Source organism: Arenimonas sp. (assembly GCF_035312645.1).
GTDB lineage: Bacteria > Pseudomonadota > Gammaproteobacteria > Xanthomonadales > Xanthomonadaceae > Arenimonas.
Genome location: NZ_DATGBO010000060.1, coordinates 22,493 through 39,120, shown reverse-complemented (window position 1 = coordinate 39,120; position 16,628 = coordinate 22,493). Strand labels below are relative to the sequence as shown.

Below are 16,628 nucleotides of genomic sequence, written 5' to 3'. Positions count from 1 at the left end.
TGGTGTTCCGCGACGTCCTCGCGGGCAACACATTCAATGGCGCGCTTTACACCTGGATCACCAGTGGCGATGTGTCGATGCAGGTGGGCTTCCTGATTGACAAGCTGTCGGCCACGATGATGCTGGTCGTCACCTTCGTGTCGCTGATGGTGCATGTCTACACCATCGGTTACATGGCCGACGATCCCGGCTACCAGCGCTTCTTCAGCTATATCTCGTTATTCACCTTCTCGATGCTGATGCTGGTGATGAGCAACAACTTCCTGCAGCTGTTCTTCGGCTGGGAAGCGGTGGGCCTGGTGTCCTACTTGCTGATCGGTTTCTGGTTCAAGCGCCCGAGCGCGATCTTCGCCAACATGAAGGCCTTTCTGGTCAATCGCGTCGGCGACTTCGGCTTCCTGATCGGCATCGCCGCCGTGCTGTATTTCTACGGCACGCTGGACTACTCGCTGGTGTTCGCGAACGCTTCGATGCAGGTCGGCGCGAGCATCACGCTGGTACCTGAACTGCATTTCCTCGGCATGCAATTCCACGGATTGCAGTTCGCGGTGCTCGGCTTCATCTGCGTCTGCCTGTTCATTGGTGCGATGGGCAAATCGGCGCAGGTGCCGCTGCATGTCTGGCTGCCCGATTCGATGGAAGGCCCGACGCCGATCTCGGCGCTGATCCATGCCGCGACCATGGTCACCGCCGGCATCTTCATGGTGGCGCGCATGTCGCCGCTGTTCGAACTCAGCCAGTCGGCGCTGGATTTCGTGCTGTTCATCGGCGCGACCACGGCGTTGTTCACCGGCCTGATCGGTGTCGTGCAGAACGACATCAAGCGCGTGGTGGCGTACTCGACGCTGTCGCAGCTCGGCTACATGACGGTGGCACTGGGCGTGTCGGCGTACTCGGCGGCGGTCTACCACCTGATGACGCACGCCTTCTTCAAGGCGTTGCTGTTCCTCGGCGCCGGCTCGGTGATCATCGCGATGCACCACGAGCAGGACATGCGCAAGATGGGCGGCCTGCGCAAATACATGCCGATCACCTTCATCACGATGTGGATCGGCACGCTGGCGCTGACTGGCATGCCGTTCTTCTCGGGCTTCTATTCCAAGGACACGATCATCGAGGCGGCGGCGCATCACGCGCACGAGAGCGTCGGTTACTTCAACGTCGCCTGGTACGGCTATGCGGCGGTGCTGATCGGCGTGCTGATCACCAGCTTCTACAGCTTCCGCCTGCTGTACCTGACCTTCCACGGCGAAGAGCGCTTCCGCCATGCCGACGCGCATGGTCATGACGATCATGCGGAAGCGGAAGCCGCTGCGCATCTGGAACATGATGCGGCGCACGCGTCGGTGGCGGGTGGGCACGAACACGATGCGCATGCGGTGAATGGAGATGTTGCAGGCCACGCGCATGCTTCCGGAGATGCCGCGGTCCACGCACATCACGACGCCCATGCCGAGGATGATGGCCACGCTAGCCATGGCCCTGTCGAGCCGAAGGAATCTCCCTGGGTGGTGACAGTGCCGCTGATCCTGCTGGCGATTCCGTCGCTGCTGGTTGGCATGTTCACGGTCAAGCCAATGCTGTTCGGCGATTTCTTCGCCAATTCGATCCAGGTCAACGAAACGCCGGAACACCTCAAGGCGATGTCGGCGTTGGCGGAAGAATTCCATGACGCGGTCAGCATGGCTTTGCATGGCTTTGCGCAGCCACCGTTTGTGCTCGCGTTGCTTGGCTTCCTCTGGGCGACCTATCTCTACCTGTTCAATCCGGCGCTGGCGCCGCGCCTGCGTGCGATGTTCTCGCCGCTGGTGCGCATCCTCGACAACAAGTACGGCATGGATGACCTGTGGATCGGCGGTTTCGCCGCCGGCGGCGTCAAGCTCGGCAAGGCCGCGTGGAAATTCATCGACGCCGGCCTGATCGACGGGCTCGCCGTCAACGGCACGGCCTGGGTGATCGATCGCGTCTCGGCACTGCTGCGCCAAAGCCAGTCCGGCTACCTCTACCACTATGCCTTCGCCATGATCCTGGGCCTGATCGCGCTGCTTGCGATGCTGCCCGGCATGCTCGGCTACTAAGACAAGACTCAAGGATGTTCTGATGCCATCGTCCTGGCCGCTGCTGACACTGCTGATCTGGCTGCCGATTCTCGGCGGCGCGGCGACGCTGTTTTTCGGAGACCAGCGCGCCGCGCAGGCGCGCCTGTTCGCGTTGCTGGTCGCGGTCGCCACCTTCGCGCTGAGCATTCCGCTGTTCACCGGGCTCGATGCTTCGTCGGCGACGATGCAGTTCACCGAAAGCCACGCCTGGATCCCGAGTTTCCACATCGGCTACAACCTTGGCGTCGACGGCATCTCGGTCGCGCTGATCGGTTTGACCACGCTGACCACGATCCTGGTGCTGCTCGGCGCCTGGCGTTCGATCGATCGCCGCGTGCATCAGTACTTCGCCAGTTTCCTGATCCTCGAAGGCCTGATGATCGGCGTGTTCTGCGCGCTCGACGCCATGCTGTTCTACGTGTTCTTCGAAGGCATGCTGATCCCGATGTTCATCATCATCGGCGTCTGGGGCGGGCCGCGACGCGTGTATGCGAGCGTCAAGTTCTTCCTGTACACCTTCCTCGGCTCAGTGTTCATGCTGGTCGGGCTGATCTACCTGTACATGAAAGGCGGCAGCTTCCAGCTCTCCGACATGACCGCGTTGCCGCTCACGCATGTCGAGCAGGTCTGGCTGTTCTTCGCCTTCCTGGCGGCGTTCTCGGTGAAAGTGCCGATGGTGCCGGTACACACCTGGTTGCCGGATGCCCACGTCGAGGCGCCGACCGGTGGTTCGGTGGTGCTGGCGGCGGTGATGCTGAAGATCGGCGGGTATGGGTTCCTGCGTTTCTCGCTGCCGATCGTGCCCGATGCCAGCCATGAATTCGCCTGGGTGGTGATCGCGCTGTCGCTGATCGCCGTCGTCTACATCGGCCTGGTCGCGCTGGTGCAGGAGGACATGAAGAAGCTGATCGCGTATTCGTCGGTCGCGCACATGGGCTTCGTCACGCTGGGCACGTTCATCGCTTTCGCGCTGGTGGGCTACAACAACACCGACGCCGCGCGCCTCGGCCTGCAGGGTGCGATGGTGCAGATGATCTCGCACGGTTTCGTTTCCGGTGCGATGTTCAGTTGCGTCGGCGTGCTCTACGACCGCATGCACAGCCGCATGATCAAGGACTACGGCGGCGTCATCAACACGATGCCGGTGTTCGGCTACTTCTTCATCTTCTTCGCGATGGCCAATGCCGGCCTGCCGGGCACCTCGGGTTTTGTCGGTGAATTCATGGTGATCCTGGCGAGCTTCCAGAACCATCCGCTGATCGCGATCGCCGCGGCATCGACGCTGGTGCTGGGTGCGGCCTACACGCTGTGGATGGTCAAGCGCGTCATCCTCGGGCCGGTCGCCAATCACCATGTCGCCGAACTGACCGACATCAATCATCGCGAAACCTGGGTGCTGGGCATCTTCGCAGCCGGCGTGCTCGCGCTCGGCGTGTATCCGAAGCCGCTCACCGACCTGATGGACGCCTCCGTCAGCCAGCTGGTCACCCAGCTCGCCGCGACCAAGCTGTAAGGGATTCCTGCTCATGCTGCCGACGATCACCACCAGCGCCGACCTGCACACGCTCATCCCCGAGCTGTTCGTCTGCGCGTCCGCCTTCGCACTGCTGATGGTGGATTTGTTCCTGTCGCCACAGCGGCGCAGCCTCACGCATTTCCTGGCCTTGCTGATCCTGGTTGCCGCCGCCGTGCTCACCGCCCGCGACATGGCGACGGGGCAGACCTTCGCCTTCAGCGGTTTCTTCGTCCGCGACATCGCCAGCGACGTGCTCAAGATGGCGATGTACGGCGTCACCGCGCTGGTGTTCGTCTACGGTAAGCCGTATCTGCAGGAGCGCGACCTGTTCAAGGGCGAGTTCTATGCGCTGATCCTGTTCGCGCTGCTGGGCATGATGCTGATGGTTTCGGCCGGTGGCATGGTCACGCTGTACCTGGGCCTGGAATTGCTGGCGCTGAGTTCCTATGGCCTGGTCGCGATGGATCGCGACAACTACGCGTCGTCGGAAGCGGCGATGAAATATTTCATCCTCGGTGCGATGGCTTCGGGCCTGCTGCTGTACGGCATGTCGATGATCTACGGCGCCACCGGCAGCCTGCAGCTGAGCGATATCCATGCCGCCGCCGGCCACACCGGCGAGCCGACGATGCTGATGCTCGGTGTGGTGTTCATGCTGGTCGGTATCGCCTTCAAGTTCGGCGCCGCACCTTTCCACATGTGGCTGCCCGACGTTTACGAAGGCGCGCCGACGGCAGTGACGCTGTTCATCGGTTCGGTGCCCAAGCTCGCGGCTTTCGGCATGGCGTATCGCCTGCTCGAATCCGGCGTCGGCCCGGTCGATCAGCACTGGGGACAGATGATTGCCTGGCTCGCGGCGGCATCGCTGATTATCGGCAACGTGATCGCGCTGGCGCAGACAAACTTCAAGCGGCTGCTCGCGTATTCGACCATCTCGCACGTCGGCTTCCTGTTCATGGGCCTGGCCAACGCGACCAACGTCGGCTATTCCGCAGCGATGTTCTATGCGATCAGCTACGCGATCATGGCCGCCGCCGGCTTCGCCGCGATCATCCTGCTGTCGCGACGCGGTTTCGAGTCCGACAAGATCAGCGATTTTCGCGGACTGTGGCAGCGCAATCCGATGTACGCGCTGCTGGTGCTGTTCATCATGGCGTCGATGGCCGGTGTGCCGCCGTTCCTGGGTTTCTGGGCCAAGCTGGCGGTGATCCAGGCGGCGCTGGCTGCGGGCATGACCTGGTTGGCGGTGTTGTCGGTGGTCTGCGCGGTGATCGGCGCGTTCTACTATCTGCGCGTGATCCGCGCGATGTTCTTCGAGGAAGCCGAAGGCGCCGGCCCGCAGATCAACGCCGACAGCCATCTGCGCGCGGCCTTCACCATCAACGCCTGCGCCTTGCTGGTGCTGGGCGTTTTCGCTGAGCAACTGATGAACTGGTGCCGTTTGGCGTTCCCCGCCTGAGACCGATCGAATACAAGGCTTGCGCCGAATTCGCGCAGCCGGCTATAATCGGCGTTCACTGTTGCGGGGTGGAGCAGTCTGGCAGCTCGTCGGGCTCATAACCCGAAGGTCGCAGGTTCAAATCCTGCCCCCGCTACCAGTTTCGAAGGTGGTCGTGTTCCTTGGATGGAACGAGGCCACCCGGTCTGGTCAACAAGCGTTTCGGCGCTTGGCGACACCGGAACCTGGATGTACCGGAAAAGGGCCTCACGGCCCTTTTTTGTTTTCGAAATTCCGGTTTTCCAGGCTTCTTTATTTTGGAGCGCTGTTTTCGGAAGCGCAGTTTTCGAAGGTACGGTTTCAGGGATTCTCGACGCGGCGATTCATGTCCCATGAAATCCGCGTCCACCACGAGGTTCGAAACGCGATCGCATGTCTGGCAAAGCCGAAGAAATCGTTGAAATGCTGACGCCTGTTGTGGCGTCGCTGGGTATTGAATTGCTGGGCGTGGAATTCGCGCCGACCGGCAATAGCGCGATGCTGCGCCTGTACATCGACGTCGAAGGCCGCAAGGTGGCGATCGAGGACTGCGAGGCGGTGAGCCGGGAAGTCTCCGCGCTGCTCGACGTCAACGATCCGATTTCCTCCGAGTACACGCTGGAAGTTTCCTCGCCGGGCATCGATCGCCCGATCTTCACGCCGGCGCAGTTCGCGCGGCTGATCGGCGAGCAGGCGAAAGTGACGCTGCGCCTGCCGCAGGAAGGTCGCCGTCGCCTGCAGGGCAAGATCGTCCGCGTCGACGGCAACACCATCGTGATCGAGGAAACGGGCAAGGGCGAACTCTCGCTCGCCCACGACAACATTGAAAAGGCCCGCCTTGTTCCGGATCTGGTCGCCCTCGGGCTGGCCATCGAACCGGGACCTGGCGGACAGCGCGGTTCACGCCGCAAGACCAAAGAATCTGACAAGGGCTGAGGCGCGTGAGCGCCTGCACGGAGTAAGTACATGAGCAAGGAACTGTTGCTGGTCATGGAAGCGGTCGCCAATGAAAAAGGCGTGCCGCGCGAAGTCATCATTGAGGCGATGGAAGCGGCGTTGGCTTCGGCCGCGAAAAAGCGCTACCACGACCAGGAAGTCGATGTGCGCGTCGTGATCAATCCCAAGGACGGCGTCTACGAGACGTTCCGCCGCTGGCACGTCGTCGCCGACGACGTGGTCATGGATTCGCCCGACCACCAGATCCGCCTGATGGATGCCGAGGACGAGAAGCCCGGTTCGCAGGTCGGCGATTACGTCGAAGAGCAGATCGAAAATCCGGAATTCGGGCGCATTTCCGCGCAGGCCGCCAAGCAGGTGATCGTGCAGCGCGTGCGCGAAGCCGAACGCGCGCAGGTGCTCGACGCCTGGAAAGATCGCGTTGGTGAACTGATCAACGGCGTCGTCAAGCGCGTCGAGCGCGGCAACGTCTATGTCGACCTCGGCGGCAACGCCGAAGCCTTCATCCCGAAAGACAAGGCGATCCCGCGCGACGTGTTGCGCCCGGGCGATCGCGTGCGCGGTTTCCTGCTCGATGTCCGCGCCGAAGCGCGTGGCCCGCAGCTGTTCATTTCGCGCACCGCGCCGGAATTCATGATGGAGCTGTTCAAGCTCGAAGTGCCGGAAGTCGGCCAGGGCCTGGTCGAGATCAAGGCCGCCGCGCGCGATCCGGGCGACCGCGCCAAGATCGCCGTGCTCGCGCACGATCACCGCACCGATCCGATCGGTGCCTGCATCGGCATGCGCGGTTCGCGCGTGCAGGCCGTGTCGAACGAGCTCAACGGCGAACGCGTCGACATCGTGCTGTGGTCGGACAACCCTGCGCAGTTCGTCATCAATGCGATGGCGCCGGCGGAAGTGCAGTCGATCATCGTCGATGAAGAAAAACACTCGATGGACCTCGCCGTCGCCGAAGACAAACTCGCGCAGGCGATCGGCAAGGGCGGCCAGAACGTGCGTCTCGCCAGCCGCCTCACCGGGTGGCAGCTCAATGTGATGACCCAGGACCAGGTCACCGCGAAATCGGAAGCCGAGCAGACCTCCGCGCGTCAGTTGTTCATGGACAAGCTCGAAGTCGACGAAGAGATCGCCGGCATCCTGGTCACCGAAGGTTTCAGCACGGTGGAAGAAATCGCCTACGTGCCGGCCGCCGAATTGCTGGCGGTGGAAGGTTTCGACGAAGACATCGTCGAGGAACTGCGTGCCCGCGCCCGCGACGCGCTGCTCAACGAAGCCTTGGCTGTCGAAGAAGGCATCGAAGAGAACAAGCCGTCGGAAGAACTGCTGTCGCTGCCGGGCATGGACGAACACACCGCCTACATCCTGGCGTCGCGCGGCGTGGTTTCGCGCGATGACCTGGCCGAGCTGGCGGTCGACGAAATCCTCGATATCGACGGCATGGATGCCGAGCACGCTGCCAAGTTGATCATGGCGGCGCGCCAGCACTGGTTCACCACCTGATCCTCGCCGCGAGCTGCAAAGAAGCATCACCCTCTGGCGCACGATGCGCCGAACGCAAGGAATCAAACCCTCATGTCTGAAGTCACCGTAGGTTCGCTGGCCAAACTGCTGGACATGCCCGTCGAGAAACTGCTCACGCAGTTGTCCGGCGCCGGCATGGTCTTCAGCGGGCCGGAGCAGGTGGTCAGCAGCACCGAGAAGATGAAGCTGCTCGGCTTCCTGCGCCGTACCCACGGCAAAGACGAAAAGCCGGCCGAAGCCGCCGCGCCCAAGCAGATCACGCTCAAGCGCCGCAAGGTCGAAGAGCTGACGGTCAGCGCCGGCAAGACCAAATCCACCGTCGCCGTCGAGGTCCGCCAGAAGCGCACCTACGTCAAGCGCGAAGACGTCAACGCCCCGGTCAACGACGAGCGCGAGGATGCATTGCGCAAGCTCGAGGCATCGAAGGCGCGCAATGCCGCCGAAGTCGCTGCGCTCAGCGAAGTCGACCGCAAGCGCCGCGAGGAAGAAATCGCCCGCCGCGACGCCGAGGAAGCATCGCGCAAGGCGCGTGAGGTCCCGGCTGCCGTCGCCGCTGTCGACGACGTCGCGCCCGCTGCGCCGGGTGCGGTCGTCGCACCGCCGAAAGCGCGCGAAGACGTCAAGCACGCCCCGCGTCCGCCGCGCACCGACCTGTCGCGCGACAAGCCGCCGGCGACGCGTGCACCGGCCAACAACGCCAACAACAAGAACGCCGCGCCCAAGCACAAGGCACGTGGTTCGCATGCGATGGTCGACAATGAAGGCGAAGACGGCGCGACGCCGTTGTATGTCGCCGGCCAGCTGCATCTGACTGCCGACGAGCGTGCCCGCCGCGGCGCTGCCGGCAATCGCAAGAAGCCACGCCAGAAGATCGCCGAGCCGTCGCGCACGGGTTCCGGCCAGCACGGTTTCTCGCGTCCGACCGCACCGATCGTGCGCGAAGTTTTCATCGGCGAAAACATCATCGTTTCCGAACTCGCCAACAAGCTGGCGATGAAGGGCGGCGAAGTGGTTCGCGCGCTGTTCAAGATGGGCATGATGGTCACGATCAACGAAGTGATCGATCACGACACCGCCGTGCTCGTCGTCGAGGAACTCGGCCACAAGGCCACCAAGACCAGCGACGACGATGCTGAAATCGCTCTCGAGGCGCATGCCGATGAAGAGCAGGGCGCAAAGACGACGCGTCCTCCCGTGGTCACGATCATGGGTCACGTCGATCACGGCAAGACGTCGCTGCTCGATTACATCCGCCGCACCAAGGTGGCTTCCGGCGAAGCCGGCGGTATCACCCAGCACATCGGTGCCTATCATGTCGAAACCGAGAAGGGCGTCATTTCCTTCCTCGACACGCCGGGCCATTCCGCGTTCACCTCGATGCGCGCGCGCGGCGCCAAGCTCACCGACATCGTCGTGCTCGTGGTTGCCGCAGACGATGGCGTGATGCCGCAGACGATCGAAGCGGTCAAACATGCGCGCGATGCCAAGGTGCCGCTGCTGGTCGCGATGAACAAGATGGACAAGCCCGAAGCCAATCCCGACAACATCAAGCAAGGCCTGGTGAAGTTGGAAGTGGTGCCGGAAGAGTGGGGCGGCGACGTGCAGTTCGTGCCAGTGTCGGCCAAAACCGGCCTGGGCGTGGACGCGTTGCTCGAAGCCATCCTGGTGCAGGCCGAGGTCATGGAACTCAGGGCCGTGGTCGATGCCCGCGCCACCGGCGTGGTGATCGAATCCTCGCTCGACAAGGGGCGCGGTCCGGTTGCGACCGTGCTCGTGCAGCAGGGCACGCTCAAGAAGGGCGATTACCTCGTTTGCGGCGTGCATTACGGTCGCGTCCGCGCACTGTTCGACGAGAACGGCAAACAGACCGAATCGGCGGGTCCGTCGATCCCGGTGCAGGTGCTCGGCCTTTCCGGCGTGCCCGATGCCGGCGACGATTTCGTGGTGGTGGCCGACGAGCGCCTCGCGCGCGAAGTCGCGCAGCAGCGCGACACCAAGCGCCGCGAATCGCGCCTGGTCAAGCAGCCTGGCAGCCGCATGGAAGACGTCATCGCGCAGATGGGCCAGGCCAATGGCCAGCAGTCGCTCAACATCGTGGTCAAGGCCGACGTGCAGGGTTCCGTGGAAGCATTGCGCGAGTCGCTGACGGCGCTGTCGAACAACCTGATCAACATCAACGTGATCGAGTCGGGCGTCGGCGGCATCACCGAATCCGATGCCACCCGCGCCGCCGCCGCGAAGGCCGTGATCATTGGCTTCAACGTGCGTGCCGATGCCAGTGCGCGTCGCGTGATCGAGAACAACGGCCTCGACCTGCGTTATTTCTCGATCATCTACGACGTCATCGACCAGGTGAAGCAGGTCGCTTCCGGTCTGCTCGGCGTGGAAATCCGCGAAGAGATCATTGGTATCGCCGAAGTGCGCGACGTGTTCCGCAGTTCCAAGTTTGGTGCGGTCGCCGGCTCGCTGGTCATCGAGGGCACGGTCAAGCGCAACAAGCCGATCCGCGTGCTGCGCAACAGCGTCGTCGTTTTCGAAGGCGAACTGGAATCGCTGCGTCGCTTCAAGGACATCGTCGAAGAGGTCAAGTCCGGTACCGAGTGCGGTATCGCGGTGAAGGCCTACAACGACGTACAGCCGGGCGACCAGATCGAGTGCTTCGAGCGCATCGAAGTGCAGCGCACGCTGTGAGCTTCGTGCAGCTGCCCGTTACGGAAGTGCGGAGAGTCGGGTGAAGAAGTCCTTTCACCGCACCGATAGGGTCTCGGCGCAACTGCGCCGGGATCTCGGCATGATCGTGCACCAGGCGGTGCGCGAACACGGCCTGCCTTCGGTCAGCGTTTCGGACGTGGAAGTGACCCGCGACATGGCGCATGCCAAGGTATTCATCACCGCCCTGCAGCCGGAGAAATCCCGCGAGGCGGTGAAGGCGCTCAAGGAACTGGCGCCGGAACTGCGCCACCAGCTGTCGCAGACCATCCGCATGCGGCACACGCCGGAACTGCATTTCCATTACGACGACTCCGTCGACAAGGGCGAACGCATCGACGCGCTGCTGCGCGACAATCCGCCGGCGGATGAGGAATCGTCGTCGTAGCCTTGTAGGAGCGACGCAAGTCGCGAACGCCGACGTGGCATGCACCGCATTCGCGACTTGCGTCGCTCCTACATTCCGGCCATGAGCAAACTACCGCGCACCGTCTTTCGTCCGCTCGATGCCATCCTGTTGCTCGACAAACCGGCAGGCCTGAGTTCGAACCAGGCGTTGCAGCGCGTGCGGCATCTGTTCCGCGCCGAAAAAGCCGGGCATACCGGCAGTCTCGATCCGCTCGCCACCGGTTTGCTGCCGGTGTGTTTCGGCGAAGCGACCAAGATCGCCGGGCATCTTCTCGGCAACCACAAGGCTTACGAAACCACCGCCACGCTCGGTGCCACCACCGATACCGACGATGCCGATGGCGTGGTGTTGCGTGAGCGGCCCGTCCCCGCGTTGACGCGCGCGCGCATCGAGGAATTGCTGCAGCCGTTGCAGGGCCGGATCCGGCAGCGCCCGCCGATCTATTCCGCGCTCAAGCAAGGCGGCGAGCCGCTGTATGCGAAGGCGCGGCGCGGCGAGGCGATCGAAGTGCCCGAGCGCGAGGTGCAGGTCGATGCGATCGAGCTGCTCGAGTTCGGCGAAAATTTCCTGCGCCTGCGCATCACTTGCGGCTCCGGCACGTACGTGCGCAGCCTTGTGCGCGATCTCGGCGAGAGCCTGGGTTGCGGCGCGCACGTGGCCAGCCTGCGCCGACTCTGGGTCGAGCCGTTCCGCACGCAGTCCATGCATACGCTGGAATCCCTGCAGGAGCTTGGCGCGCAGGGCGAATCTGTCCTCGATGCCTGTCTGCTGCCGATCGAGACGGGGCTGGAACAATGGCGCCGCGTGGTGCTGCCCGCGGAGTCGGCACGACGCCTGGGTCATGGCCAGGCCGTGCTTCTTCACGAACCTGTCCCAGCCGGCGAGGTGAATGTCACCGATGCCGCGGGCCGATCGCTTGGCCTGGCTGAGGTCGACGGCGAGGGCCTGTTGCGCGCCAAACGGCTGTTTCGCTGGGCCGCGTTGAGCTGACAGCGGGGGCGGCGATACGCGTTCGAAAGTGCCAGACAGCTTGTCCGGCAAGGACTTGGCGGGCTACAATTACGGGGCTTAATCAGCGCAATCCTTAACCGGCGGGTCACGCGGTGCACGGTCTTCGACGGTGTTCCTGCGGGCTACGCATCACACAGAGAAGAAAACATGTCCCTCGATACCGGCAAGATCATTGAAGAATTCAAGCGCGTCCCGAACGATACCGGCTCGCCGGAAGTACAGGTCGCCCTGCTGTCCGCTCGCATCGAGCAGCTCAGCGAACACTTCAAGGCGCACAAGCAGGATCACCATTCCCGCCGCGGCCTTCTGAAGATGGTCAACCAGCGTCGCAGTCTGCTGGCCTATCTGAAGAAAAAAGATGCCACGCGTTACCAGACCTTGATCGAGCGTTTGGGCCTGCGTCGCTAAGACACGAAACACAACGCGGCGCAGAAATGCGCCGCGTTTATTTTGGGCATCCGGAAACGGGTGCCACTCCCGAAGGGCGGGGTGTCCTTCGCGGCAGAATCGACTGAAGGAAATTACATCGTGGCGAAAGTAACCAAGACGTTCCAGTACGGGCAGCACCAGGTCACCCTCGAGACGGGCGAGATCGCCCGCCAGGCCAGCGGTTCGGTCATGGTGACGATGGGCGACACCGTTGTCCTCGTGACGGCGGTCGGCAACAAGAACGCGAAGGAAGGCATGGACTTCTTTCCGCTCACCGTCGACTACCAGGAGAAGTTCTACGCCGGCGGCCGCATCCCGGGTGGCTTCTTCAAGCGCGAAGGCCGCGCCACCGAGCGCGAGACGCTGACCTCCCGCCTGATCGATCGTCCGGTGCGTCCGCTGTTCCCGGAAGAATTCCGCAACGAAGTGCAGATCATCGCCACGGTGCTGTCGATGAATCCGGAAATCCACGCTGACATCGCCGCGCTCATCGGCGCCTCGGCCGCGCTGTCGATCTCCGGCATCCCGTTCAAGGGCCCGATCGGCGCCGCCAAGGTCGGTTACGCCAACGGCCAGTACATCCTCAATCCGAGCACCACCGAGCTCAAGACTTCCGACCTCGAACTGGTCGTCGCCGGCACCTCCAACGCCGTGTTGATGGTCGAATCGGAAGCCAAGGAACTGTCGGAAGAAGTGATGCTGGGCGCCGTGATGTTCGGTCACCAGCAGATGCAGATCGTGATCCGCGCGATCAACGAGCTTGCCGTCGAAGTCGCCAACCCGTCGTGGAACTGGCAGGCCCCGGCCAAGAACGAAACCATGATCGCCGCGCTCAAAGCCGCAGTCGGCAGCAGCCTCACGGAAGCTTTCCAGGTCCGCGACAAGCTGCAGCGCCGCGACGCGATCGGTGCGCTGAAGAAGAACGTGATGGAAACGCTGAAGGCCCAGGCCGAAGCGCACGGCTGGCAGGCCGGCGAGATCGCCAAGGAATTCGGCGAGCTCGAATACAACACCATGCGCGCTTCGGTGCTCACCACCCGCAGCCGCATCGACGGCCGCGACCTGACCACGGTGCGTCCGATTGCCGTCAAGACCGGCGTGCTGCCGCGTACCCACGGCTCGGCACTGTTCACCCGCGGCGAAACCCAGGCGCTCGTCATCGCCACCCTCGGCACCACGCGCGATGGCCAGATCATCGACGCGATCGAAGGCGAGTCGAAGGACCACTTCCTGTTCCACTACAACTTCCCGCCCTACTCGGTCGGTGAAGCTGGTCGCATGATGGGTCCGAAGCGCCGCGAAATCGGCCACGGCCGTCTTGCCCGCCGCGGCGTGCAGGCTGTGATGCCGAGCCTGGAAAGCTTCCCGTACACGATCCGTATCGTCTCGGAAATCACCGAGTCGAACGGTTCCTCGTCGATGGCTTCGGTTTGCGGTTCCTCGCTGGCGCTGATGGATGCGGGCATTCCGATCAAGGCGCCGGTCGCCGGCATCGCGATGGGCCTGATCAAGGAAGGCGCTGATTTCGCCGTGCTCTCCGACATCCTCGGCGACGAAGATCACCTCGGCGACATGGACTTCAAGGTGGCCGGTACCGGCAACGGCATTTCGGCGCTGCAGATGGACATCAAGATCGACGGCATCACCGAAGAAATCATGAAGGTCGCGCTGGCCCAGGCCAAGCAGGGCCGCCTGCACATCCTCGGCGAGATGGCGAAAGTCATCAGCGCCTCGCGCACCGAGATGTCCGAGTTCGCGCCGCGCCTGCTGACCCTGAAGATCCATCCGGACAAGATCCGCGAAGTGATCGGCAAGGGCGGTTCGGTGATCCAGGCGATCACCAAGGAAACCGGCACGCAGATCGACATCCAGGACGATGGCACCATCATCATCGCCTCGGTCAACGCCGCCGCTGCCGAAGCCGCGAAGGCGCGCATCGAGCAGATCACCTCGGACGTCGAGCCGGGTCGCATCTACGAAGGCAAGGTCGCCAAGATCATGGACTTCGGTGCGTTCGTCACCATCGCTCCGGGCAAGGACGGCCTGGTGCACGTGTCGCAGATTTCCGATGAGCGCGTCGAGAAGGTTTCCGACAAGCTCAAGGAAGGCGACATGGTCAAGGTCAAGGTGCTGGAAGTCGACAAGCAGGGCCGCATCCGCCTGTCGATGAAGGCTGTGCTGGAAGGCGAGGGCGTCTAAGCCTCGCTGTCTGTCGCGCACGCACAAGAAAAAGCCGCCTTCGGGCGGCTTTTTTGTTGGTGGCGATCAGCCGTAGGAGCGATGGGTTTTCAACGGCGGAGCCGGTAAATCGCGATTTTGTAGGAGCGGCGCGAGCCGCGATCCGCTCCGATTGTAGGAGCGGCGCAAGCCGCGATTCCTTCCGATCGCTCGCAGCCCCTGCAAGAAATCGCCGCTCACGCCGCTCCTACGATTCGACGCATCACCATTCGTCCGGGCCGTGGCTTTGCTAGGCTCCGTGCATGGCGTCCACTTCCGCATGGCAAAAACTTCCGCTGCGTCTCGCGCAGTTGCTGGGTGCCGTCTGGGCAAGTCCCATGACCGTCGCCGGATTGTTGGCGGGTCTTGCCGCGCTGCCGTTCGGCGCAAAAATGAAGGTGTCGGATGCGGCGCTGGTGTTCCAGCATTTCCCCTGGGGCTCGGGCGGCGCACTGACCCTGGGCAACGTGATCCTGTTCACCGGCCACAGTCTCGACCAACCCGCGCTCACCTATCATTGCCAAGCGCACGGCGGCAGCGATTGCGTGCGCATCGGCGACCATGAGCGCGCGCACGTCTATCAATATCTCGCGCTTGGTCCCTTGTTCCTGCCGTTCTATTTCGCCTGCGGTGGCATCAGTCACCGCAATCGCTTCGAGCAGGCCGCCGATCGCTACGCTCAGTCCGGGCGCGGCTGGTGGCCATGGAGTGCGAAATGAATTCCTTGCTTCATGGCCACGTCGTCACCTGCGCCGGGCATGATCCGATTCCACTTTCTCAACCCTGGACCCAAGCATGAAATTTCCGCTGCAGTTGTCCTTCAAGATCCTCGCCATCGCCCCGCAGATTTCTGTCACCGATGCCGCCGGCGCGCTGCAGTTCTACGTCAAGCAGAAAGCCTTCAAGCTCAAGGAATCGGTGAAGGTTTTCGCCGATGCCGGGCAGACCCGCGAGCTGTATGCGATCGACGCTGACCGCGTGCTCGATTTCAACGCGACCTATCGCTTCACCGCCCGCGACGGCCGCAAACTCGGCGCCGTCAGCCGCAAGGGCATGCGTTCGCTGTGGCGCGCGCAATACGAGATCACCGGCGCGTACGGCCAGGCGCTGCAGATCCGCGAAGAAAATCCCTGGATCAAGGTGCTCGACGGCATCTTCGCCGACCTGCCGTTGGTCGGCCTGTTCTCGGGCTATCTTTTTCATCCCGCTTACCTCGTCAGCCGCGCCGACGGAACGCAGGTGATGCGCGTGCACAAGCTGTCGGCTTTCATGGAAGGCCGTTACCAGATCGACTCTACGGTTCCCATCGCCGAAGACGAACAGGAAACAGTGCTGCTCAGCGTGTTCATGATGCTGCTGCTGGAGCGCTTCCGCGGGTGAGTGATCGTGCGGGAAAAGGTGAGCCGTGGCGAAATCCCGCAAGGATCACCGGACACGAAAAAGCCCGCTTTCGCGGGCTTTTTCTTTACTTGGTACCGGTGATAGGACTCGAACCTACACGACATCTCTGCCAGCGGATTTTGAGTCCGCCGCGTCTACCATTCCGCCACACCGGCATCGCGGGGCGATTATAGCTCAAGCCCTGTCCGGATCGCAGTCGACCTGGTCGAGGCAGAGCTGGCGGCTGCCACGGCGGTACCAGTCGCCGCCCTCGGGCTCAAAGGTCGCGCAGGTGCCCATGGTGCTCTGGTAGATATGCAGCGAGATGGTGATCTGGTCCGGATTCGGATTGCGGATCGTGTGGTACTCGTGCGGCGGCAGCAGGCTGCCGGCGGTGCCGGCGCCGGCGTACAGCGTTTCGTAGCGGGTGAAGCGACAGCGCTCGCCGGTATCTTCCTCGAGTTCGTAGCGGGTGATCTCGAGCTGGCCCTGCCACACGCCTTCGACGCACCACAGCCCGCAATGATCATGGATCGGCGTGCCCTGGCCTGGTGCCCAGGTCATTGCCACGACCGTGGTGCCGCGCTCGGGGCAGGCATAGAGCTCGCGCCGCGCGTAATGGCCCTCGACGGGTTCGAACACGCACTCGGGCAGGAACACCACTTTGTCGCGGATCAGCCGGCACAGGCCGTCGCGCAGCGTGCGCGTGAGGCCTTCATGGTCCGGCTGGGCATAGGCCTCGTCGATGACCTGCAGAAGGGCGTCGCGACCGGTGAAGGTGATGGCGTTCATGGGGCAAGTCTACTGCGCTAGTAGGGAAGGGGGAATCGGAAAACGGGAGACGCTCAGGGATTCCCACGAAATTTGTCGTCATTCCCGCCTTCGCGGGGATGACGGGATCCT

Annotated in this window: 13 protein-coding genes and 2 tRNA genes; 13 read left to right on the top strand and 2 right to left on the bottom strand. The window is 63.0% G+C overall.

The annotated features are described in order from the left end of the window. The 13 genes from nuoL to VKM35_RS05500 all read left to right on the top strand — a co-directional run. Positions 1 to 2,078: NADH-quinone oxidoreductase subunit L (gene nuoL / locus VKM35_RS05560; protein ID WP_324319210.1), on the top strand; the 2,078-nt coding region annotated here is incomplete at its 5' end. A 22-nt stretch (positions 2,079 to 2,100) separates the two neighbouring features. Beyond that, positions 2,101 to 3,612, top strand: a complete 1,512-nt coding sequence (locus VKM35_RS05555) for an NADH-quinone oxidoreductase subunit M (protein ID WP_324319208.1) — start codon at positions 2,101 to 2,103, stop codon at positions 3,610 to 3,612. A gap of 13 nt (positions 3,613 to 3,625) precedes the next feature. After that, positions 3,626 to 5,074, top strand: a complete 1,449-nt coding sequence (gene nuoN / locus VKM35_RS05550; RefSeq protein WP_324319206.1) for an NADH-quinone oxidoreductase subunit NuoN — start codon at positions 3,626 to 3,628, stop codon at positions 5,072 to 5,074. Between the two features lie 62 nt (positions 5,075 to 5,136). Next, positions 5,137 to 5,213: transfer RNA gene (locus VKM35_RS05545), tRNA-Met, on the top strand. A 272-nt stretch (positions 5,214 to 5,485) separates the two neighbouring features. Continuing rightward, positions 5,486 to 6,028, top strand: coding sequence for a ribosome maturation factor RimP (gene rimP, locus VKM35_RS05540; RefSeq protein WP_324319203.1), 543 nt, complete (start codon positions 5,486 to 5,488; stop codon positions 6,026 to 6,028). Positions 6,029 to 6,058: 30 nt separating this feature from the next. Beyond that, a complete protein-coding gene (gene nusA / locus VKM35_RS05535; RefSeq protein ID WP_324319202.1) occupies positions 6,059 to 7,549 on the top strand; it encodes a transcription termination factor NusA in 1,491 nt (496 codons plus the stop codon). 72 nt (positions 7,550 to 7,621) lie between these two features. Beyond that, positions 7,622 to 10,261, top strand: a complete 2,640-nt coding sequence (gene infB, locus VKM35_RS05530) for a translation initiation factor IF-2 (RefSeq protein ID WP_324319200.1) — start codon at positions 7,622 to 7,624, stop codon at positions 10,259 to 10,261. A 40-nt stretch (positions 10,262 to 10,301) separates the two neighbouring features. After that, entirely contained in the window at positions 10,302 to 10,667 is a 366-nt protein-coding gene (gene rbfA / locus VKM35_RS05525; protein WP_324319198.1) for a 30S ribosome-binding factor RbfA, read from the top strand. Positions 10,668 to 10,748: 81 nt separating this feature from the next. Continuing rightward, positions 10,749 to 11,678 carry a tRNA pseudouridine(55) synthase TruB gene (gene truB / locus VKM35_RS05520; RefSeq protein WP_324319196.1) on the top strand — a complete coding sequence of 310 codons (930 nt, stop codon included), beginning with the start codon at positions 10,749 to 10,751 and terminating at the stop codon, positions 11,676 to 11,678. A 168-nt stretch (positions 11,679 to 11,846) separates the two neighbouring features. Next, complete coding sequence (gene rpsO / locus VKM35_RS05515) at positions 11,847 to 12,107, top strand: 30S ribosomal protein S15 (protein WP_324319194.1); 261 nt, start codon at positions 11,847 to 11,849, stop codon at positions 12,105 to 12,107. A gap of 120 nt (positions 12,108 to 12,227) precedes the next feature. Next, on the top strand, positions 12,228 to 14,327 hold the full coding sequence (gene pnp / locus VKM35_RS05510; protein ID WP_324319192.1) for a polyribonucleotide nucleotidyltransferase: 2,100 nt from the start codon (positions 12,228 to 12,230) through the stop codon (positions 14,325 to 14,327). Between the two features lie 281 nt (positions 14,328 to 14,608). Beyond that, positions 14,609 to 15,064, top strand: a complete 456-nt coding sequence (locus VKM35_RS05505; RefSeq protein ID WP_324319190.1) for a hypothetical protein — start codon at positions 14,609 to 14,611, stop codon at positions 15,062 to 15,064. Between the two features lie 76 nt (positions 15,065 to 15,140). Continuing rightward, positions 15,141 to 15,725, top strand: coding sequence for a hypothetical protein (locus VKM35_RS05500; protein WP_324319188.1), 585 nt, complete (start codon positions 15,141 to 15,143; stop codon positions 15,723 to 15,725). A gap of 90 nt (positions 15,726 to 15,815) precedes the next feature. Here VKM35_RS05500 and VKM35_RS05495 read toward each other — a convergent pair. Together VKM35_RS05495 and VKM35_RS05490 are read right to left on the bottom strand one after the other, a co-directional pair. Beyond that, positions 15,816 to 15,901 (bottom strand) — tRNA-Leu (locus tag VKM35_RS05495). Between the two features lie 19 nt (positions 15,902 to 15,920). Then, positions 15,921 to 16,517, bottom strand: a complete 597-nt coding sequence (locus VKM35_RS05490) for a cysteine dioxygenase family protein (RefSeq protein ID WP_324319186.1) — start codon at positions 16,515 to 16,517, stop codon at positions 15,921 to 15,923. Between the last annotated feature and the right edge of the window lie 111 nt (positions 16,518 to 16,628).